This is a genomic window from Cuniculiplasma thermophilum (genome assembly GCF_052315355.1).
GTDB lineage: Archaea > Thermoplasmatota > Thermoplasmata > Thermoplasmatales > Thermoplasmataceae > Cuniculiplasma.
In genome coordinates this window covers 24,566-45,102 of sequence record NZ_JBLSDF010000011.1, presented here as the reverse complement: position 1 = coordinate 45,102, position 20,537 = coordinate 24,566, and the positions used below count along the sequence as shown (strand labels likewise).

The window sequence follows — 20,537 nt, the reverse complement described above, 5'->3', positions numbered from 1 at the left end:
CGATATCTTTTTATCAAACTCTTCCATTATTCATTGCCTCCTTGGGTTGTTCTTAGGAGGCATCCTTTTATGTTTCATGAAATTTATCCATTGTTGATGGAGTTCTTTCATTTGTTCTTACACAAAATTCGGGATACTATCATTCTGTAAAAATTACTTGAATTAAAAGTAGGAAAAATTGTAGTTATTTTTAAATAGTTCCATTTCTTTGTTTGAATGTAGGTATATGTCACTTAATAAATCTGATTACTATATGGGAAAATTGTGGGACTCATCCATTGAGGAGTTGCTCATAATTCTTGATCAGATTGAAAATGATGAGGAGTTATCAACGGATGAAATAAACATACTGGCTCACATCATTGAAGAACTTATTTCCGACAGGAGAAAGGGAGAATTAAGTCTCATAAACAAGGTCAATGGTAAGCCTGAAAATCTCAGGCAGATAATGGAGAATGACTTCGGTGGAACTGCCAGGTATGAAGGTGAAATTGATCTTTATGGCGTCAGATGGAAGGTTTATACGCCATCACCGGAATTTTCATATTCCAAGATTAAAAAATGGAATTATAACCCTCACATATCAGGAATTCTGAGAGATACTCTGGTGAGTGTTGTTCCGGGGATGTTTAAGGAATACTTTGACTATCCCCCATGGCTACTTGGTAGTAAGTATGCTCCAGATACATACTTTGTGCCACTGGAAGAGATAATAAATGTGGCAATAGCAAGAGGCGTGATCACCGGCTGGGGGTACCTTGTTGATATCGGAATACCAAGATTAATGGTGGATGATCTGAGAGCCAACGATCTCGGGAGCATATTCTAATTTGCGAATCCTTGCACTTTTTCCCACGGAAAGTGAAGTCAAATCATTTTTTAACAGTAAAAAGGTGATATGGCGCCAGAGAACATACTGTTTAGAGGGAGATTTTCACCAGGAACTGTCACATGAAGAGTTTGAGATTGTTATGCATCTTTCTTTTCGAATAGATATTCCTGAGAATCTTAATTGCATTATAAACCCAGAGTCCAAAATGAATATTTTAAAAAGGTTATGGGATGAAGAGGCCTATTGGGAAGTTCATGATATTTTAGAGGAAAGATGGAAGATCTCTAAGGGTGCAGAAAGAAAGAAAATATGGATATTGATACAGCTTGTGATTTCACAGATTAAATGGCAAATGGGTCAGAGGGAAACATCAAAAAATATCATAGATAGAAATATGAAGGATTTTGTGGAACTCCTTGGGAGTCATATGTCTTATCAATATCCGGTGAAAATTTCTGAAGAACAGTGGAGATCAATAGAGAAGTTGATTCAATCAAATATTTAATTATTGATCTAATGAGGGTGTATGCAAAGTGTTTCTTCAACCCTAACCGATCAGCTTATCGGTAACGAAGTTGAAATAAGAGGATGGGTGTACAGAATAAGATCAACGGCCAAGATGTGTTTTGTAATATTGAGAGATTCAACAAATATTATACAGTGTGTTGGAAAGGTTGAAGACCTTGGTGAAGAAAGGTTTAAAATGCTTTCCTCCCTGACTATTGAAAGCAGCCTGTCCATAAAGGGTAAAATAAGGAAGGACGACAGAGCCATCACTGGTTATGAATTAACCATCTCGGATTTCAACATTTATTGCAGAAATCAGAACTTTCCAGTTTCAAAGGATATATCTGAGGAATTTGAGCTTGATAACAGGCATCTGTGGATAAGGAGCAGGGAATTTACCTCTATTTTGAAAATAAGATCTACTATATTCAAGGCATTTGCAGATTTCTTCTACGAGCAGGGATATTATCAGGTGCAGCCTCCAATGATGGTCTCCACCGCAACTGAGGGTGGATCGACACTTTTCAAGGTACCATTCTTCGGGGAGGAAGCATATCTGACACAGAGTTCGCAGTTTTATCTTGAAACATTTATTTACTCTCTGGAAAAAGTGTTTACCATCTCTCCAAGCTTCAGAGCCGAAAAGAGCAGAACATGGAGGCATCTGACTGAATACTGGCACGCCGAGGGTGAAGTGGCATGGATCGGTAATGAGGAGATGATGGATATCGAAGAGAGAATGATCCAATATATAGTGAGAAAAGTGATCGATACAAATGCCGAAGACCTTCAGATTATAGGAAGAAATATAGACGACTTAAGGGAGAGCCTAAAGCCATTTAAAAGGATGACATACCAGGAACTTATAGATAAGTCAGATTCGTTGGGTATGCCATTGAAGTATGGAGACGATCTTGGGGCTGACGAAGAGAGAAAGATAATGTCCAACTTTAAGACACCTCTTTTCATAACCCACTTTCCAGCAGAACTTAAGACATTTTATCACAGACCAGACCCTTCAAATCCCAAGGTAATTCTGTGCCATGATCTTCTTGCACCCGAAGGATATGGAGAAGTTATTGGTGGAGGGGAAAGAATATGGGATCTGGAAGAGCTCAGACAGAGGATTAAGGATAACGGCCTGAGGGAAGAGGATTATTATTGGTATCTCGATCTGAGAAGGTATGGAAGCATTCCACATTCAGGATTTGGATTGGGATTAGACAGACTGGCAATGTGGATTATGCATCTTGATAACATAAAGAAGGCCATACCATACCCAAGAACTATCAGAAGGCTGAGACCCTGATAGGAAATAATTTTTTACTTGCTCTTGAAAATGAACCGCACCAGTCAGTTCCCGTGTGGTATATGAGGCAGGCAGGAAGGTTCCTGAGGGAATACAGGGAATTAAGGGAAAAAGTCACAATAAATCAGATATGTTCAGATCCAGCCACTGCAAGTAAGATTTCTTATGATGCTGCGAGGATACTGGGGGTTGATGCTGCAATTATTTTTTCCGATATCGTAATACCAATGGAAAATCTAGGTTATTCTATTGAATATGTAGAAGGGAAAGGGCCTGTTTTATCTCAAACTGGAGATGAAAGAAGTCAGTATATTTCAAAGGCGGCCAGGTCCATTGAGACATATAAGAAGGAACATCTCGATATACCAATTATAGGGTTCGCCGGTGCGCCATTTACCATATTCACATATTTGTTTAATAATAGGGGCAAAGATATGGATGAGGCCCGCCGGGATATATATAAGAGAAACCAGGGTTCCCACGCCATACTGGAAAAAATTTCTTCATTGATTCAGGAAGATGTTAAGATGCAAATTGAATCGGGGGCCGATGCAATTCAGATATTTGATAGCTGGATTGGTTACCTTGATCCAAAGTTTTCGGAAGAAATAATCAGAAAATATGTATCACCCATATTTAGGCTGATTAAAAAAATGAACGTAAAGGGAATATATTTTTCCACCATGACATCTGGGATAACAGATGTGCTGAGAAAATCAGAGGCAGATTTTTTATCCCTGGACTGGCGGATAAATCTTGGAAATCTTACATGGATGAAAGAGGGCCTGCAGGGAAATCTTGATCCATCGCTTATCCTGTATTCGCCTGAGGAGGCTATCAGAAGTGCAAAGGAAATCGTTAATTCTATGAAATCAAAAAATAATTATATTTTTAATCTGGGTCATGGAATCCTTCCTGGTACAGACCCAAATCAGGTAATAAATTTAACAAAAGCAGTGAGGAGTGTAAAATTATGAAGGAGGCAATTGTTCTAATGGGATATGGGAGCCCGGAATCAAAGGGAGATATAATGGAATACTTGAGGGATGTTTATGGTGGGAGGGAACCTCCAGATTATGCTATAAGGGAAACTGAGTCAAAATACTCAACTTTCAATTATATCTCGCCATCAACTGGAATCCTGAGAAATCTTGAGAGAAAGGTCAGGGATAGTTTCAGTGATAGAAGTGTTGATGTATTTCTGTCATTCAAGCACTGGAAGCCATCCCTTAAGGATATTGCCGTCAGAATCGCTGATGGTTCCTACGAAGCAGTTTATGCAATTCCACTTTTTCCAATAAAGAATGGCAGCGTAATGGATAGTTATGTGAAACCATTCACTTACTATCTTGGTCAGTCTGGCTTTAAGGGAAATATTAAATTTATAAATGGGTTTAGCGATAAAACCAGTTTGATTGAATACTGGACAGATGAATGTAAATCATCAAAGCAGGATGGTGATCTGTTTCTCTTCACTGCCCACAGCCTCCCACACGAAGTGTCGATGGAAAAGGACTATTACGGAAATCTTGTTATAATGGCAGCCGAAATATGTCAGAGGGCTTCCATTGAACACTGGTCTTTTGCATTTCAGAGTCGTGGATCCTATGGAAAGGTGTGGCTGGAACCATCGGTTTACGTAAGGCTAAAGGAGATATCTCAGAAGGACTTTAAAAGAATTATCACAGTGCCTATTGGTTTCATTTACGATCACCTGGAAGTTTTATATGATCTGGACAGACTTTTCGGTGCAAAGGTAAAAGAAAGTGGCTTTGATTATGGCAGAGTAAATCTGCCAAATGATTCGGAAAGGATGGTTATGGTTATAAGGGAAATTGTAGGGGGTCTTAAGAATTGAACAGCTTAACGGGTTTCAGTTATGACAGTGAGGAAATTGTTAAGGCAATTGCCAAAAAACATACTGAGAGTGATATTACTCTATATGGTAGAAAGGATCAGGACCTTACGACAACCATATTTGTTCCAACGAAGTTTCCAGATAAAATTTCTTCACTTACAGATTCTATTTCTCTGAGTGAATTCAACATCATTGGAATGACTCATCTGGATAGATATTTGGGAGAAGTTATGATTGCTCTTGATCTAATGCAAAAAACTCAGGGTTTTCTTGTGATAGACGGAAATGCAGATACATCTCAAATAGACAGAATAGTGAAAGGTAGTGTTCTCTCAGGATACAAGAAATTTCAGGCATCTCCCATGGAGATTTTAGAGGATCTTAATAAAATCCAGATGAATTTGAAAAGAGATGCAGATGGACCGGTAAAGGTCATAATAGACCATTTCTTTAAGGTTAAGAGTGTGGGTACTGTAGTCCTTGGCTTTGTACTTTCGGGCACACTTAAAAAGCATCAAAATCTCTTTTTAAATCCCGGAGGGGTACAGGCACAGGTAAGGTCTATACAGATGAATGACGTTGACTTTGAGGAGGCCCCTGCTGGATCAAGAGTTGGTTTGGCATTAAAAAATGTGGATATAGATGATATTGAAAGGGGGTATATACTGGAAGAGACAAAAGTTGATGGTTTAGATACCCTCTCCGGCGATGTTATATTTCACAGGGCAGTTCCAGAGGATCTGAAAGGGGATGGAGAAGTATTCATTGCTGGAAACCTGAGATATCAGAGGGGATTCCTGAGGGGAAAAGAGATTCAGATGGATAAACCGGTAATTCCAAATTCGGAGTATCTTCTTGTTAGACCAAATTCAAAGCCAAGAATTGTTGGAAAAATAAGGGTTCTATGAAAGTGTGGCATTCTCAACCTTTCTGGCCAGAGACTTTTTAGAACCTATGTCATGTCTCATTTCGTACTCTCCACTGATGCGCCAAAGATTTGCCTCAATCTTTTCGGATGCCTCCCATATGGTTTCTCCCTCGGCATAGATTGCTAATGCCCTGGAATGTGATGTCTCAACTTCATCAAGAGAACCAGAAACAGATCCGTAAAATATCTTTACATCATCCGGCATATTTTCCCTATTAATCTTGAGTGTAGTCTTCTCTGGATTCACACCGTAACCTTTTGGGACAATGTACTTGACAACAGAAGATTTCCTTCTAAATATGAATTTTTTTCCTGCGAGTTCTGCGTTTGCAACAGCCATGAGAAGTTCACATGCGTCACCCTCAAGAAGTGTCATTATGTTTATTCCCTCGGGATCAGCCAGTCTTCCATTAATTTCTATTACCTTTACATCCTTATTTGTCTGCATGAACTGTCCATAGATAACACCACGGTAAAGGGCTCCATCATCATATAGACTTTTCACGAATTTATGGAGAATCTCTTTTGCCTTATCGACGCTTTCCTGCCTCAGGAAGGGAAGCGACCCGTTTCTATCTGTTATGGATCCCATACCACCAGTGTTAGGACCCTCATCACCGTCCTTTAATCTCTTGTAGTCCTGGGCTATTGGAGTAAAGATAAGGTTGGTGCCATCCGTAAAGGCCTGGAGTGAGAACTCTTCTCCCTCCACCTTCTCTTCAATAAGGACCTTTCTGTCGTTTCTTATTATGGAATATGCGTATTCCTTAGCCTCTTCCCTATTGCTAAAATGTGCATCTGTGAGCTTGACTCCCTTTCCCCCTGTAAGTCCTGCTGGTTTGATTGCAAATTCCCTGGTAAGATCATCAAGATATTTTCCCACTTCATATTCACTATCAAAAATTTCAAACTTTATGTTCCCTGTTATTCCGTATCTCTTCATCAACTGTCTCATATAGATTTTTGACGATTCGATCCTAAAGGCACGAGATGATGGTGATGCCACTCTGATCTTGGAGTATTCCAGTTTATCGACAATGGGTGTCTCCAGAAAGCTGTCCGGGCTAACATAAACAAGATCTGGGCTCTCTTCCTTTATTATGTCCAGAATCCTTTCCACTTCGCTTTCTGTTGCGAAGTACACTTTTTCACTTAAGCTTCTGATGGATGGATTATCGTTGGTCATTATGCTAACAATCTTTCCACCAGATTCCTTTAATCTTCTGGCCAGTGCATCCTCCCTTCCGCCACTTCCTATAAGTACTATCTTTAACTCCATTGCTATTCCTCTACCTGATTCTTTGAAATTTCTGCTTCCTTCTTGATTTCCTTCTTGTTGACACCAAAATATTTGTAGAATTTATTTGTTAGCTGATAGACTTCGGTATTTCTGTACTTCTCAGCCTTAACAAATCCCATTCTTTTGAGATTTCTTATGATCTGTTCGCTCCTGTCACCAAACTTTTCCCTAATCATACCACGCATTGCCTTTTCTTCATTCAAAATAAGCGTCATCGCTTCCATCTCATCACCGCTGATTTCTCTCTTCGCTACCGGATAGGCGACCTCACGATATTCCGGTTTTAGACCCATCCTGTATTTTTTTCCAGTTATTACAACTTCCATTGGGTGCTCACTTTTTTTATAATCTCTTATTATTTTGTTAAGTTCCTTTTTAACTTCTTCAGAATCAGCCATCAGTATTGAGGAAATCTCAACAATCCCAATTGGCTCTTCCGTAGCAAAAAGAATCGCTTCGATTTTTCCACGAAGTTCCATCATACCAGCATAAAGTTTTACTATTTATTCATTTATGCTATGATAATTACCAGTTTACGCAATTGCATCATATAAACGGCACATTTCTCAGCAAATTTGGTAAAAAACAATCAAACAGTTTTTTCTTTAGGATTTACAACGGCAATCCATTTTATACAGAAAATATATAAATAATATATACTATTTAAAGCGGGATCGGATTATATTCATGTGGTAATTACCCAAAACATGATTCATTCTAATCAAAGTAGTATTAAGGATGACACTGTTGAAATGTCGGTAAATCCAGCAGACAGAACTGTAAATCCAACTTCATTATTTTACTTGTGGTTCGGTTCCAATCTTACTGTGGCGGATTTTGTCCTTGGAGTTTTGGTTGAATCCTTTGGTCTATCCCTTTATTATGTAATACTGTCCCTTTTTTTGGCCAATATATTTGGAGGCGCTCTTGTAGGAATAATGGCTTATCTGGGACCAGAAAGTGGAAAAGGACAGATGGATATATCCAAGGGAATTTTTGGAGACTCAGGTGGGCGTGGTTTTTCGGCTCTTCAGTTCCTTAATACCATTGGGTGGCTTACCGTCAATTTAATAATCTCATCCCGTGCCTTGAGGTTCATAATTACAGGTGGTTCAAGCGTATCAGTAACCGAATCATTTGTGCTTGAAGGTATAACTCTCACCGCAACTATGGTTGCAATAGTACTCACTGTGATTTACGGACATAAATCAATAAAGAAGTTTGAAAAGGCAATGTCAATAGTACTGGGCATTCTATTCTTGGTGATTATTGGTTTCATATTAAAATCCGGCATCAACCTCTCCTCCTATGAGTCATACCCATTTTCGTTGATCAATTTTACAGCCATATTTATGCTTGCCTTTTCATATATTATGTCCTGGGGGCCATATGCATCAGATTATTCCCGTTATGTAAAGGTAAAGGATGGAAATCCAGCCAAATCCGCTGTATGGACAATGCTTGGTGTAACCATTGCTTCCATGGGTGTTGAGCTGATTGGCTATCTTTTTGCTGTTTCTCTAAATCTAAATGGGACATTTTCAAATTCCATGTTTATATCGTCACTTGGTGTCTTCTGGTTACTGGGCTCAGTAACAATATTCCTCGGGGGAGTCGCCGCAAATTCAATAAACCTTTATTCCAATATGATGTCCGTAAGATCTTTAGGTTTTAAGGCAGCAAGGAAATTCATTGTACCGGGAATATCCGTCACAGCCATTATTTTAGGAGCAATCTTTTTTAACACATTCTCAGACTACTTTGAAGGATTTTTATACGTCCTGGATTACTGGATAACACCATGGTTGGGGGTTATGATTGCAGAATATTTCTTTGTAAGGAGAAAGGATACATTCATGGGTAAAATAAATTGGAACCCTATAATAGCATATCTTTTGGGAATTGCAGTTTCAATTCCCTTCATGGATACCATACAGTTCTATTTTGGAATATCCATACCATTTTACAACATTACCGGTGGGTCAGATATATCCTATTTCATATCCTTTGTTGCCGCTTTTCTTATAACCATACTCCTGGAGAAATATTCAAGAAATATTTCCTTTTCAGGATCTAAAATCCCAGAGGAAAGCAGTGTAAGATAAAATTTTTTAAATATTTTCAAATCTATTCTTTAATAACTTCGCCCTTTTGAATTTCAATTACTTTCAGATCTTCACTGAGATAACTTTCCGGGAATATTTCCCTTGCCTCCTTCAAAAGAATCTGAACATTATCAATTCTTGGTGAGAAATGATAAAGGAATAATTTTCCAACTGAGGCATTTTTGGCTATTTCTGCAGCCTGTTTTGATGATGTGTGACCAAACTCATTTACCTTCGGTTCCAGTCCAGAATCCGTGGTTGTGTCGTGTATAAGAATATCGCAGTTTTTGGCAAACTGGATCATATTTGGGTTTGGCCTTGTGTCTCCTGAATATACAACTGACCTTCCCCTACGTATTCCACCCTGTATCTCTTCAAGCGTTATTTTCCTACCGTTCAACTCTAGGAAACCTTTATTTCTTATCGTTTCTATGTTTTTGGAATCGATCCCAAAATTTTTAGCCTTTTCTGGATCAATTTTTACCAAATTGTCTTCATCTATTCTGTATGATAATGCTGGAACTGGATGATCCGCTTTCATGGTCCTGACAGAAAAACCATCCATGTTCACAACACTATCGTATTGAAGTTCATGTATTCTGATATTGTAATTTAATGAATAGTATCCCACATTAAATGCCCTTGTTAGAACACTTATGGCCCCCGGAGGTCCATATACATTCAGATCCTTTTCTCTACCGTTAAAAGACATGCTCTGAATCAACCCGAGTATTCCAAGAAAATGATCGCCATGAAAATGGGAGATAAAAATGTGGTCTATCTTCATGAAGGATGTTGGACTTGCCATTATCTGCTTCTGTGTACCCTCTCCACAGTCAAAGAGGGATACACTATCATCAATTTGAATCATTACTGAGGGCATAGCCCTTCCCGGTTGTGGCCATGATCCACCGGTTCCTATGAAAGTTATCCTGAAAAGTGATGCCATGGGTACTGATTCTATCATATATATTAAAGGTGGATTTCATGATGGAGAATTGTTGGGAATTATGTTGTAATAACTTGTGGATAAGATTTGTTTCGTCACATACTTATTTTATTGGAAAAAAGAAAGATAAATCTTCCTAAGGTTCCAGTATTGAACTACACGTAAATATTATATGCGATTTCAAATATACTCCTTAAATGATAATACCACCACTTACTGAAAGTGCCCAAACTTCCGGTGTTTCCAACAGCTATTACGATTACATTCTACTTATCTTCATTGCATTTATTGTTATAAGAAGGCTTTTCAGGGGAATAAGGGGAAGGACATATTCTCAGGCAAGGGTTTTGAGAGTTCCTGTGGTCTACTCCATACTCAGTGCAATTCTATTAACATATATATTTTCAGACCTGATATATACACTGATTGCAGTTCTTATGGTTATTCCCGGACTCATAGTTGGGATTAGATTCGGATCATTATCCACAGTCTATGAAGAAAATGGAAAAATAATGTATCGAAGATCAGTGGTTATTCTTGCCATGTGGATGATCCTGTTTTTATTGAGAATATATACGGAGCTTTTTATTCCGGCGGATCTTCTTGTTAATTTTATTATAGATGCGCTTCTCATACTTTCACTGGGAATGCTTATAGGCGAAGCATATCATCTTATGTCAAAATACAGGGAGCTGATTGAGTCAAAATCAGGAAATGAAAATGCAACATCTATATCATAGCGGACAAAAGATTTTTATATATTTTAACATATTAGAAATCATACAAATGTCAGACGTGGTTTAATTGAGACTGTATAGCCTTGAAATGAAGAACTTTAAATCCTTCTGTCCTGAGGGAATAAAACTGGATTTTCGTCCCGGTATGACCATGATAGGTGGTCCTAATGGTAGTGGTAAAAGCAACATAGGAGATTCTCTGCTATTTGTTTTAGGCACAAGATCTTCCAAGACAGTGAGAGCGGATAAGATGGATGATCTTATCCACATCCCAAGGGAGGGTCAAAAACGAAAGAATGAGGCATCAGTAACTGCTGTATTTGTAGACGACAAAGATTCTGAAAATTTTGAGAAGCTTGAAATTTCAAGGGTAATAGAGGATATAAATGGAGAAATAAAGAGTACCTATTATTTGAACGGAAGAAAGGCGAGGCACAGTGACATTGACAAAGTTATGGATGATATGGGACTACAGCTGGATTCCTATAGTTTTGTGCTTCAGGGGGATATAAACGATTTTATTAAGAGAAGCGGAACTGAACGAAGAAAACTTCTGGAAACTATCGCAGGTATTGAGTCATATAACATGAAAATAGAAGCAGCAAAGGAGCAGGTATCTGAAATAGAGAAGAATGTGACAGCATCAGAAACATTACAGGCAGAGATTAAAAAGAATGTAGAGGTAATAGAGGAAGAAGCAAAGAAATTGAAGGAATATAAGAGGATAAACGAAGAGATATTAAATTTGAAGGCAACCTCACTGTCAATCCAGATCAGATCTTACGAAATTGATCTCAGTTCCTATGAACAGGCCTTACAGAAAAATCTGGAGGCAAAGGAACAGATGGATCTTCAGATTAACACATTAAAGGAAAGAGAAAAGGAACTTTTGAAAAAGAGAGAAGAGATAGAGTCTGGAATAAGCAAGGAACTACAACAGCAACTAACTTCCCTTAGAGAAAAAATCAATAATATTAAGCTTGAAAAGGCAAAAAAGGATGTAAGATTTCAAAACGAAAGCAACTCCATACTGGAGAAAAGGGAAAGAATAGATCAGAGTGAAGAAAAGATAACAGAGATCGAGAAAGAAATGGAAAAGATAGCTCAGGATTTCATCAGGTTGAAGGAGGATGAGGCAAAGTATAACAGCAACTATGAGGCAATGAAAACACAAATTTCACAGAGAATTGAAGCCCAAAGGCAAAGGTCTGTTGAATATCAGGAAGCATCAAAGAAGTTAAAGGGAATAGAGGAAGAGATAAATAAAGTCAATTCAAGGCTTACAAATCTAAGAAAGGATGAAAAGGAGCTGGATCAGAAGTATTCATCCATTGAGGGTATAATAGGCTCAAAGGAGGAGGCAATTACCTCAGAAAAGTACAAGGTAAGTGAGGTTAGGTGGAATCTCTCTCAAATAAAGAAGAATGATGGTGAAAAGAAGGGCAATTTCGATAAACTGAACAAGGAATATTTCGATCTGAAATCTGAAATAACTCAGCTGGAAGGAAACTTATCCAGAATCTCGTCAAGAATTGAACAGCTGGTAAGGGATACTGAAAAAATGAGGGCAATGATGGGCTCTCAGGGCGTTGCCAACAGATCCATATCAATTTTGATGGACGCCAAGGCCAAGGGTCTAATATCCGGAATACACAAACCAGTGAGCGATATAATATCATATTCCGATGAATTACAGCTTGCTGTGGAATCGGCAGCAGGAGGAAGATTGAATTCTCTTGTTGTTGACGATGAGAATGTGGCCCAACAATGCATTGAATATCTGAGGAGTAAACAGGCTGGAAGGGTGACGTTTCTCCCTGTTAATAAGATGGTTGGTGGCAGGGCAAGGGGAAAGGCCATAATGATCCTCAACGAAGGAAATACCATGGGGCTTCTGAGTCAAAATATATCCTATGACAAGCAATATGAGAATATAGTGTGGTACACATTTCAGGACACAATTCTTGTTAAGGACATAGAGACGGCAAAAAGATATATGACAGGTGTGAGAATTGTAACGCTAGCAGGAGATATATTTGAGGCAAGTGGGGCTATCAGTGGAGGCTTTCAGGAGAAAAAGCAGAGAAGAGGTAATCCTCAGGAATTAATGAAAATGGATGAGGAACTGGAAAGTAGCCGTACTGAAAAAGCTCAACTGGAATCAGCATTAAGGTTAAAGAAAGCACGATTTGAAGAGGTTCAAAGGGACCTAATGGAAGAATCCAAAAAGGGGAGCGAAGGTAAGGGAAGAGTTGAGACACTGGAAAAACAGCTGGAGGAATACACTTCCAATCTGAGCAGGATGGAGGAAGAACTCATAAAACTTAAAAATGAAAGATCTTCCCTCAAGGAGAAAATAGACAACCTCAGGAGGAATATGGAGGAAGAGGCATCTCTTGTAGAACAGCTAAACATGAAAAAGAAGGAGATGTATGATCTGATTGGAAACGATCAGGAAGGAGGTAACGATCTCAACGAAATGCAAAGGGAAGCGGATCTGCTCAATTCAAATTTAGTCTCCGCACGAAGAAAAATAACTGAAAGTGAAACAAACCAGAAAAGATTGTCTGAGAGAAAGATGGAACTATCCAAAGAAATATCGGATCTTTCCATAGAGATTCACGAAAGTGAGGAAGAGAAGAGGAGGCTTGAAAGAGAAATTAGAGAACTGGAAGAGGAAGCCAGGAAATATAATGCAATGGAGAAAGAGCTTAACGAGAGAAACTCAAAGATACTGGGTGACCTCAAGGGAATAGAAATTGAGATAAATCAGATCAATTTGAAGGTCGAAAAGATCAATTCTGAGAAAAATGCCATAGAAAACAGTATTTTGACAGCAAATATCAAAATAGGTGAATTTAAGGACAGGATATCAGAGCTTAAGAGTGAACTGGAATCCAATGGTGGAATTGTGCTCTCGGAATATTCCAGCGTTCAGAGAGTGAAATCCGAAATACTTTTCAGGGAAAGAAAACTTGAGGAGATTGGTGCAGTGAATCAACTTGCAGAGGCCGATCTGGAGAGAGAAACGAAGAGATTATCTGAATTAACTGAGAAAATAGAAAAATTAAGGGCAGAAATAGAAAGCCTTATTGAACTCATGGCAAACCTTGAAGAGGTAAAGAAGGTCAGTCTCATGAATCTGTATAATCAGGTCAGGGAAGAAATGAGGAAAATATTCGCAAGACTGACCAACGGTGGGGACGTGATTCTCTATCTCTCAGATGAGAAGGACCCATTAAATTCGGAGCTTCTGGTAAAGGCAAGGCCAAAGGGTACAACATACACAAAATTGAATGCATTAAGCGGTGGTGAAAAGAGCCTTGTTGCCCTATCATTTATTACAGCAGTTCAAAGAATTAAACCATCACCAATATATTTCCTTGATGAGATAGATATGTTCCTTGATGGCGCAAATGCTGAAAGGATGGGTGAACTGCTTAGGGAAAATTCAAATACTTCTCAGATCATAATGATTTCGTTAAAGAACGCAATGACAAAATATGCAGGTTCCCTTTTCGGAGTCACCCTGAACAGGCAGACGGGGTGTACTGAAGTATTCAGCAAGAGCTTTGAGGAGGGATACCCATCATGATTTCCACCGGTCTCAGTGAGCTTAAAAAGACTCTTATAACTCAGGCGACTGTTTTAGGCCTTAACTACACATACTACGAAAATATAGACCTGGAAGGGGAAGAGAATGACAGCAGGAAGATCATAGAGATCATGGAGAAATGCGTCACACAGAATATAGATCCCTGGAAGGTAAATGTTATAGATTTCGCGCGGATAGTAGGCGAACTTGTTGATAAAAATCTTGTATCGCTTCCTGAGGCCGGTTACATAATTTACAGATCCTGGGGTATAGTGTATCTTCAGTCTGAGGAGCTTTTGAAAGCATTCCAGAAGATAGAAGAATCAGGTTCTGATACAATCGTTGAAGAATTTCCTGAGAATCCATTGGATTATAATATGATGGAAAGGGAAGAGATGGAAAAACTCAAGATCTCTATGCCCATACACCATCACGAACCCAGAAAGGTTATGCTTGTGGAACTGATTGAAGTGATGAAGCAGACCGAGAGGATTAGGGAAAAAATAAAGAGAAATCCCGAAGTCCAGCAGATTAAAGACGTAGAAGGCATACTTTCTGCCCTGAATATGGATGAACCTGAAAAGGAACTTGAAAGAGTTATGAATAACATATTTTCAAGGTCTTCACCGGAATTCTTCATGGAATCAATCTGGGGTGACGATCGTGAATCCAGAATGAAATTTTTTATTTACTGCATGTTTATACAGAGGAACGGATTAATCGATATGAAGCAGGAAGTGTCCTATGACAGAATATGGATCAGAAAAACCAACTAGCAGTAAGAGAATTATAAGCGCAAGCGAACTGGCAGAATATGATTTCTGCAATGTTTCCTGGTATTTTACCAGAAATGGTTACGAGCGTTCCCAAAGATCGACGGCCAGAATGAATCAGGGGACTCAAATGCACATGGATTATGAGAGAAGGTATCATGCAGACAGGAGGAAATCAAACTCTCTCCTCGTAGCAATTCTTGTAGTTCTGGTTCTCATGCTTATCATTTTCCTGTGATTTGATGCTGCTGAATATCATCTATATAATCCCGGTTATCATAATTCTCGCAGTACTTGTATATCTGTATATCTCTGGAAGAAAAAGTGGACCAATATCTGAAATTCCACACGGTACAATGATATATGGAGATCTCCTTCAGGAGGGAAAGGTACTGGTATCAAGAAAGCACCTCCTGTCAGGAAAACCCGATAAGATTGTACGTCATGGAAATATAATTATTCCGTTCGAATACAAGAGTGGAATAGCCCAGGAGGAACCAAAACACACTCATGTATTGCAAATGGGAGTCTATTTCATAATTCTATCCGATCTGTACAGCGACTACGAAATAGGCTATGGAATTCTTCAATACAGTAATAAGAGATTTCAGATTGAGAACACGCCAGAACTCAGAGACGAAGTCCTGTCAAAGGCGGAAGTTATACGAAGAACCATGGGAGTTCCCGTAAGGAATCATAACAGGCCGGGCCGATGCAGAAATTGTCCATATTTGGAAATTTGCAGGCAAAGATTAATATAAATTTCTTAATTGAACCGCACAATGCTTAAAATTGATAAGAGTCTCTTTCAGGAAATTGTCACTGAGGAAGAGTTTGACAGCCTAAAACCAGGTGCTACGGGCTATATAGGATTTGAGCCTTCCGGAATACCACATATTGCCCAGATATTGCTTGTAGGCGAGAGAATCAAGGCCCTGAGTGATGCAGGTGTTAAAATGACCATACTTCTAGCAGATTGGCATGCAATGATAAATGACAAACTAGGAGGAAACATGGAGGAGATAAGAAAGAGTGGGGAGTTAATGAAAAGGGCATTTAAGATTTCTCTGGGAGGTCGTGATATTGATTATCTGTGGGCAAGTGATCTTATAGACAGAAAGGGATACCTTGAGGGTCTCATAAGAACTGCAAAGGCAACCACTCTTTCAAGGTTGAAAAGGGCACTTCCAATTATGGGAAGAACCGAAGGAGATGCCGAATCAGATTTCAGCAAATTCATATATCCTGTTATGCAGGTAAACGATATTGCAATGCTTGACGTTGATATTGCGCTGGGAGGAATGGACCAGAGACATGCCCATATGTTACAGAGGGATGTGGCTGAAAAATTGGGTATTAAGAAGGTCAAAGCGCTTCACACACCCCTCATGGGAAGTCTGAAAGGAAGTGGAAGGATGGATTCCTTCCAGAAAATGTCCAAGAGTGATCCCGATGGGGCCATATTGATCACAGATAAGGAAGAGGATATAATAAGGAAAATTAAGGGAGCCTACTGCCCTCAGGGCGTGTCAGAGGGAAACCCTGTAATGGAGATTCTGGACAAAATAATCCTACCTGCAGTTAAGGAGATACGAATAGATCGGCCAGAAAAGAAAGGTGGTCCAGTTGAATTTAGCAATTCCAGTGATCTTATAAAAACCTACAATGAGGGGCAGATTCATCCCATGGATCTTAAGGCGACCGCCTCAGGATACCTCGTGGAGATAATGAAACCCTACGGAAAACTTCTAGAAGAATGAATCCAGGTTGAACTGGTTCCCCCTTTCCAGAGATTTTGACAATTTTTCTATATAAGGCTCAACTCTTGTGGGTGAGAAGTTGTGCTTAACACATAGAAAATCAATTATCTTTTCCCTGTCAGGTGTACCGAATTTTATACTAATGTCGTGATTCGCCTCAGGTTTTATGAATATCTCCTTAACCTTGTCCAGTTCTGGAATCTCAAATCCCTTTTCCCTAATAACCTCCTGAATGGACCCGTGTTTTTTGATCAAATTAAGAGCAGTTTTTGGGCCAACCTTTCTGATTCCGTCATTGAAATCTGTTCCGACCAGGATGCCGATATCTATCAATTGATCCCTGGTTATTGAAAGGCTTTCAAGATTTTCCTGAAGGTCAATATATTCAGGATCCACTGATATGTATATGTTTCTACTGGAAATCCTTCTTCTGCCATATATTGTAAAATTTCTGAGCACCCTTTTTGCTCCAAACAGGAGACAATCATAATCCTGGGAAATTACGGCCTGTACTATTCCATCACTGCTCATAACTGAAGCCTGTGCCTCACCTTCAGAGGGTGCCTGTACAAAAGGTAATCCCATGTATCCCAAAAGTTGTTTACTCTCCTCTATCATATCAGTAGTTATTCGATTTATTGTTCTCTTAAGTCTGGCTATCTTCTCCAAATCCTGATTTGCAATGGCTTTTTCCAGTTCCTCCTCGTTTCTCTCCTTTATCAGTCTTCTCTCTTCAAGGGTCTTCAGTTTCATGGGTGAAGGTTTGCCGTCAAAAACGTATACGGGCCTCATGCCATCCTCCATAAGTGCGATGGTTCTGTAAAATATACCACTTAAATGTGATGTCACGTTTCCATTTGCATCCATTAAGGGGGTGCCATCTGGCTGTCTTATACCGCTTAAAAACTGATATAACATATTATAGGCATCCACAGATACGGTGTTTCCTGAAAAATCCTTTAGGGCAGTTTTGTGTTTGATCAGAATTGGTTCTAGATTTACACCCATGTATATTCCATATGCTTATTCATATTAAAACTCACCTCAAACAAACTATTGGGGAGAACAGGATAGGCCGGAATCTGTTATGTAAAAGTCAGTGAATTTGCTCTCACCAATGGATCTGTGTTTAATTATTGTCATTCTTCTTGTTCCGGTTGGTAACTTTTCAAGTTTCAGGATGGTTTTGGAGTAGTGGTCAAGAAAGTAACCACCGTATGGTGTTATATCCTGAATATCGGGATCAAAATAGATCTGATTTGCTATAAGCACAGTAATATCATATTCAGTGCACAACCTTTGCAAAATACCAAGTTGTCGCTGCATGGATATGTTTTTGCTCTTTTCGTCCTTTTCAAGCCTCAGCATGGCCGTGAATGAATCCAGTATCAAAACCCTAAATCGCTGATCCTTCTCAATCATCTTTTCTGATTTTATAACCGCAACTTCCTGATCAGAGAAATCACTCACACGATAGAGGCTAATCTTTGATGAAATATCACTTTGGCCTCCACCTATCTGCATAAATCTGTTTTCTGAGAAACCTTCTGTATCGATGTATATGACCTTTTCACCAGCATAGGCTGCGCTGACAGCCATCTGCATCGCAACATTTGTTTTCCCTGTTCCGCCCTGACCATAGATCTGATTTATAACTCCACGATCAATGCCTCCCCCTAAAAGGGTGTCTATGCATCCTATACCCAGTGGAAGTTTTTCGTCACCTTTTATTTCCCTTAATTTCATCTCTCTCCTCTTTAATCGATATTATAAAATCGGCCAGATCCATAAAATCATCACTTCGAAGGTTGAAGCCGTGAATATTTTCATAATCCAAGTCATTGTTGAAGCTTATGGAATAGTCTGTGCTGGTAAACATGCTTTCGTCATCTGGCGAATCGCCTACCGATATTGAAAATTCAGGACGCTTTCTGGAAACATATTCCTCCACAATCATTCCCTTTTTCTTTGGATTAACTACAGCTTTACCCTCTGGTTGTATGATTCCGTCCTTTGCAAATATTATGTTTGCGTAAACCTCTGATGCGCCTATCATTTCGCCGATCCTCTGAGCCAACCAGTTAATTCCACCAGAAACTATGACTATTTTGAAACCGTTTGCAATGAGTTTTTTACAACCATTTTCTGCGTTTGGAAATAGTTCAATCTGATTCAACAGATGTAGAATTGTATCTGCATTTCTCGCCCTGCCAGACTGTATCCACAGGGCAAGATCCAGTGTGAGAAACTTCTCGTAGGTTATCCTTCCGGTCTTGAAGTTTTCATAATTTTTCGAATTGTCTATTCCAAGATTTCTGTTTACATAATTCCAGCTGCTCTTTTCCCTGGTAAGTACCCCATCCATGTCGAAAAAAATAACGGGATTTCTATCAGTATGGTCTGGAGAATAGGGAAGTCCTCCCATCATTTCCGCACACCTCGCACTTTCCACTCTTTCCTCTGTTCATTATATGCCCCATCATGGTCAAACCGGTCTGGGCCTCCATTCTTTCAGCGCACTCCTTTTCGTAACACAGGATTTTCGTTGTGATATGTGACTCCTGTCCCTGGACTCTTATACCCTCAAGGTTATCATCAAGTATTCGTAAGGAGCGTTCCCTTAAGGTATCAGACACCTCATCCAGAAGCCTTACAATTTCCTCAATATTATCGATTCCTAATTTTGTCCTTCCCTTTTCAGTCCTCTTTTTTACTGTTATGGTTCTTTCCTTTATTTCCCTGTCACCAATCTCAATTCTCAAGGGTACTCCTTTCATCTCCCAGAAGTTATATTTATATCCCGGCGTGTACGAATTCCGATCGTCCAGTTTAGCCCTGATTCCAATATTCTTCAGTTTGGCTAAAACTTCCTTCGAATATTCATTTAGGCCATTCTCCCTTCCAGGAATTGGAACTATTATAACCTGTATGGGAGCTATATGGGGTGGAATTATTAATCCCATGTCATCCCCATGGATTGAGATTACAGCTGCCACAAGTCTTTCACTCATTCCGAATGTTGTTTGATGAACGTATTCGCTCTCTCCATCCTCTTTGGCAAATTTAACGTCATAATTTTTTGCAAAGTTCTGACCATATTGATGTATAGTTCCAATCTGAAGTGTTCTGCCGGATGGCATTACAGTGTCGAATGCTCTTGTATAAACAGCTCCCGGAAACTTATCCCATTCCGGTCTTTCGACCTCTAAAAATGGTATGCAAAGCATATGGGTAAAATAATTCCACTCCCGTCTATAAATTTCCAGCTGGTTCTCCGCATCATCATAGGTTTCGTGAGCAGTATGACACTCTATGAAATGAATATCCCTTGACCTCATGAAGGGCCGGGTGTGCTTTGTTTCGTACCTCCAAACCTGAACAATTTGGAATATTCTCAGTGGGAGGTCTGAATGATCCCTTATCCACAATTTGAACATTGGATACATGGCAGCCTCACTGGTAGGTCTCATGGCAAGATCATCTTCAAGGGATTCTCTACCGCCCTTGGTTATCCAGAAAAGTTCCTTCTCAAAGCCCTTAATATGTTCAAATTCAACTTCGAACATTGTCTTTGATATGAGTGCTGGAAACATCACCTCACCAAAATCATCCTTCTTGAATCTTTCCCTTATCATTTCATCTATATTTTTCATCAATTCGTAACCATAGGGCATCCATACATTCATACCCTTTATTGGGTATCTCTTATCCGTAAGCTCTGAAAGTTCCACTATTTCGTTATACCATTCGCTGAAATCTTTTTTTGAATATTCCATGCAATAAGTTAATTTCAATTCCCTTATTTAAATTGTTGAATGCCTGTCCTCCTGCACAATATTGAAATTTATTTTCGTTTATATTTATTCTGCTTTAAACAGTAATTC

The 20,537-nt window shown here is 39.2% G+C and carries 20 protein-coding genes; 13 read left to right on the top strand and 7 right to left on the bottom strand.

Features of this window, described 5'->3' with window-relative positions; translation table 11 throughout:
• Positions 1 to 226 precede the first annotated feature (226 nt).
• The 6 genes from ACNF42_RS03020 to ACNF42_RS02995 all read left to right on the top strand — a co-directional run bounded on the left by ACNF42_RS03020 (position 227) and on the right by ACNF42_RS02995 (position 5,414).
• Positions 227 to 829, top strand: coding sequence for a hypothetical protein (locus tag ACNF42_RS03020; protein WP_443338831.1), 603 nt, complete (start codon positions 227 to 229; stop codon positions 827 to 829).
• 208 nt (positions 830 to 1,037) lie between these two features.
• Positions 1,038 to 1,337, top strand: coding sequence for a DUF309 domain-containing protein (locus tag ACNF42_RS03015; protein ID WP_443338828.1), 300 nt, complete (start codon positions 1,038 to 1,040; stop codon positions 1,335 to 1,337).
• A gap of 21 nt (positions 1,338 to 1,358) precedes the next feature.
• Positions 1,359 to 2,648, top strand: coding sequence for an asparagine--tRNA ligase (asnS, locus tag ACNF42_RS03010; protein ID WP_443338826.1), 1,290 nt, complete (start codon positions 1,359 to 1,361; stop codon positions 2,646 to 2,648).
• Positions 2,615 to 3,625 carry a uroporphyrinogen decarboxylase family protein gene (locus tag ACNF42_RS03005; protein WP_443338835.1) on the top strand — a complete coding sequence of 337 codons (1,011 nt, stop codon included), beginning with the start codon at positions 2,615 to 2,617 and terminating at the stop codon, positions 3,623 to 3,625. Before asnS ends, ACNF42_RS03005 begins: the two co-directional genes overlap by 34 nt.
• Positions 3,622 to 4,506, top strand: coding sequence for a ferrochelatase (locus ACNF42_RS03000; RefSeq protein ID WP_443338824.1), 885 nt, complete (start codon positions 3,622 to 3,624; stop codon positions 4,504 to 4,506). The genes ACNF42_RS03005 and ACNF42_RS03000 overlap by 4 nt, the downstream gene beginning before the upstream one ends.
• Positions 4,503 to 5,414: an EF-Tu/IF-2/RF-3 family GTPase gene (locus ACNF42_RS02995; RefSeq protein WP_443338822.1), complete on the top strand. Its 912-nt coding sequence runs from the start codon at positions 4,503 to 4,505 to the stop codon at positions 5,412 to 5,414. The genes ACNF42_RS03000 and ACNF42_RS02995 overlap by 4 nt, the downstream gene beginning before the upstream one ends.
• Here ACNF42_RS02995 and purD read toward each other — a convergent pair.
• The gene (gene purD / locus ACNF42_RS02990; protein ID WP_443338819.1) at positions 5,409 to 6,713 is read right to left on the bottom strand and encodes a phosphoribosylamine--glycine ligase; all 1,305 of its coding nucleotides are present in this window, start codon (positions 6,711 to 6,713) and stop codon (positions 5,409 to 5,411) included. The two genes, ACNF42_RS02995 and purD, sit on opposite strands and share 6 nt — an antisense overlap.
• A 2-nt stretch (positions 6,714 to 6,715) precedes the next feature.
• On the bottom strand, positions 6,716 to 7,216 hold the full coding sequence (gene scpB, locus ACNF42_RS02985) for an SMC-Scp complex subunit ScpB (RefSeq protein WP_443338816.1): 501 nt from the start codon (positions 7,214 to 7,216) through the stop codon (positions 6,716 to 6,718).
• Positions 7,217 to 7,423: 207 nt separating this feature from the next.
• On the opposite strand from scpB, the gene ACNF42_RS02980 reads away from it, so the two are divergent.
• A complete protein-coding gene (locus tag ACNF42_RS02980) occupies positions 7,424 to 8,839 on the top strand; it encodes a purine-cytosine permease family protein (RefSeq protein ID WP_443338814.1) in 1,416 nt (471 codons plus the stop codon).
• Positions 8,840 to 8,861: 22 nt separating this feature from the next.
• On the opposite strand, the gene rnz is transcribed toward ACNF42_RS02980, so the two are convergent.
• Positions 8,862 to 9,806 carry a ribonuclease Z gene (rnz, locus tag ACNF42_RS02975; protein ID WP_443338812.1) on the bottom strand — a complete coding sequence of 315 codons (945 nt, stop codon included), beginning with the start codon at positions 9,804 to 9,806 and terminating at the stop codon, positions 8,862 to 8,864.
• A 179-nt stretch (positions 9,807 to 9,985) separates the two neighbouring features.
• On the opposite strand from rnz, the gene ACNF42_RS02970 reads away from it, so the two are divergent.
• The 6 genes from ACNF42_RS02970 (at position 9,986) to ACNF42_RS02945 (ending at position 16,653) form a co-directional block, all read left to right on the top strand.
• Positions 9,986 to 10,528: a CcdC protein domain-containing protein gene (locus ACNF42_RS02970; RefSeq protein ID WP_443338810.1), complete on the top strand. Its 543-nt coding sequence runs from the start codon at positions 9,986 to 9,988 to the stop codon at positions 10,526 to 10,528.
• 64 nt (positions 10,529 to 10,592) lie between these two features.
• Positions 10,593 to 14,120: a chromosome segregation protein SMC gene (gene smc, locus ACNF42_RS02965; protein ID WP_443338808.1), complete on the top strand. Its 3,528-nt coding sequence runs from the start codon at positions 10,593 to 10,595 to the stop codon at positions 14,118 to 14,120.
• The gene (locus ACNF42_RS02960) at positions 14,117 to 14,896 is read left to right on the top strand and encodes a hypothetical protein (protein ID WP_443338806.1); all 780 of its coding nucleotides are present in this window, start codon (positions 14,117 to 14,119) and stop codon (positions 14,894 to 14,896) included. Before smc ends, ACNF42_RS02960 begins: the two co-directional genes overlap by 4 nt.
• Complete coding sequence (locus tag ACNF42_RS02955; protein WP_443338804.1) at positions 14,865 to 15,131, top strand: hypothetical protein; 267 nt, start codon at positions 14,865 to 14,867, stop codon at positions 15,129 to 15,131. The genes ACNF42_RS02960 and ACNF42_RS02955 overlap by 32 nt, the downstream gene beginning before the upstream one ends.
• Before the next feature lie 4 nt (positions 15,132 to 15,135).
• The gene (locus tag ACNF42_RS02950) at positions 15,136 to 15,654 is read left to right on the top strand and encodes a CRISPR-associated protein Cas4 (protein WP_443338802.1); all 519 of its coding nucleotides are present in this window, start codon (positions 15,136 to 15,138) and stop codon (positions 15,652 to 15,654) included.
• A gap of 21 nt (positions 15,655 to 15,675) precedes the next feature.
• Positions 15,676 to 16,653, top strand: a complete 978-nt coding sequence (locus tag ACNF42_RS02945) for a tyrosine--tRNA ligase (RefSeq protein WP_443338800.1) — start codon at positions 15,676 to 15,678, stop codon at positions 16,651 to 16,653.
• Here ACNF42_RS02945 and fen read toward each other — a convergent pair.
• Genes fen through proS form a run of 4 tightly spaced genes read right to left on the bottom strand, consistent with a single transcriptional unit; the run spans position 16,642 to position 20,429 of the window.
• A complete protein-coding gene (gene fen, locus ACNF42_RS02940; RefSeq protein WP_443338797.1) occupies positions 16,642 to 17,661 on the bottom strand; it encodes a flap endonuclease-1 in 1,020 nt (339 codons plus the stop codon). The two genes, ACNF42_RS02945 and fen, sit on opposite strands and share 12 nt — an antisense overlap.
• A 45-nt stretch (positions 17,662 to 17,706) precedes the next feature.
• Positions 17,707 to 18,399 carry a DNA repair and recombination protein RadB gene (radB, locus tag ACNF42_RS02935; RefSeq protein WP_443338794.1) on the bottom strand — a complete coding sequence of 231 codons (693 nt, stop codon included), beginning with the start codon at positions 18,397 to 18,399 and terminating at the stop codon, positions 17,707 to 17,709.
• Complete coding sequence (locus ACNF42_RS02930; protein WP_443338792.1) at positions 18,374 to 19,081, bottom strand: HAD-IB family phosphatase; 708 nt, start codon at positions 19,079 to 19,081, stop codon at positions 18,374 to 18,376. The genes radB and ACNF42_RS02930 overlap by 26 nt, the downstream gene beginning before the upstream one ends.
• The gene (proS, locus tag ACNF42_RS02925) at positions 19,044 to 20,429 is read right to left on the bottom strand and encodes a proline--tRNA ligase (protein WP_443338789.1); all 1,386 of its coding nucleotides are present in this window, start codon (positions 20,427 to 20,429) and stop codon (positions 19,044 to 19,046) included. The genes ACNF42_RS02930 and proS overlap by 38 nt, the downstream gene beginning before the upstream one ends.
• Positions 20,430 to 20,537 lie beyond the last annotated feature (108 nt).

Coding starts and splice junctions, on each gene's coding strand:
- ACNF42_RS03020 (WP_443338831.1), top strand. CDS start 227: ATGTCACTTAATAAATCTGATTACTATATGGGAAAATTGTGGGACTCA.
- ACNF42_RS03015 (WP_443338828.1), top strand. CDS start 1,038: ATGAATATTTTAAAAAGGTTATGGGATGAAGAGGCCTATTGGGAAGTT.
- asnS (WP_443338826.1), top strand. CDS start 1,359: ATGCAAAGTGTTTCTTCAACCCTAACCGATCAGCTTATCGGTAACGAA.
- ACNF42_RS03000 (WP_443338824.1), top strand. CDS start 3,622: ATGAAGGAGGCAATTGTTCTAATGGGATATGGGAGCCCGGAATCAAAG.
- purD (WP_443338819.1), bottom strand. CDS start 6,713: ATGGAGTTAAAGATAGTACTTATAGGAAGTGGCGGAAGGGAGGATGCA.
- scpB (WP_443338816.1), bottom strand. CDS start 7,216: ATGATGGAACTTCGTGGAAAAATCGAAGCGATTCTTTTTGCTACGGAA.
- rnz (WP_443338812.1), bottom strand. CDS start 9,806: ATGATAGAATCAGTACCCATGGCATCACTTTTCAGGATAACTTTCATA.
- ACNF42_RS02970 (WP_443338810.1), top strand. CDS start 9,986: ATGATAATACCACCACTTACTGAAAGTGCCCAAACTTCCGGTGTTTCC.
- ACNF42_RS02960 (WP_443338806.1), top strand. CDS start 14,117: ATGATTTCCACCGGTCTCAGTGAGCTTAAAAAGACTCTTATAACTCAG.
- ACNF42_RS02955 (WP_443338804.1), top strand. CDS start 14,865: ATGACAGAATATGGATCAGAAAAACCAACTAGCAGTAAGAGAATTATA.
- ACNF42_RS02950 (WP_443338802.1), top strand. CDS start 15,136: ATGCTGCTGAATATCATCTATATAATCCCGGTTATCATAATTCTCGCA.
- ACNF42_RS02945 (WP_443338800.1), top strand. CDS start 15,676: ATGCTTAAAATTGATAAGAGTCTCTTTCAGGAAATTGTCACTGAGGAA.
- fen (WP_443338797.1), bottom strand. CDS start 17,661: ATGGGTGTAAATCTAGAACCAATTCTGATCAAACACAAAACTGCCCTA.
- radB (WP_443338794.1), bottom strand. CDS start 18,399: ATGAAATTAAGGGAAATAAAAGGTGACGAAAAACTTCCACTGGGTATA.
- ACNF42_RS02930 (WP_443338792.1), bottom strand. CDS start 19,081: ATGATGGGAGGACTTCCCTATTCTCCAGACCATACTGATAGAAATCCC.
- proS (WP_443338789.1), bottom strand. CDS start 20,429: ATGGAATATTCAAAAAAAGATTTCAGCGAATGGTATAACGAAATAGTG.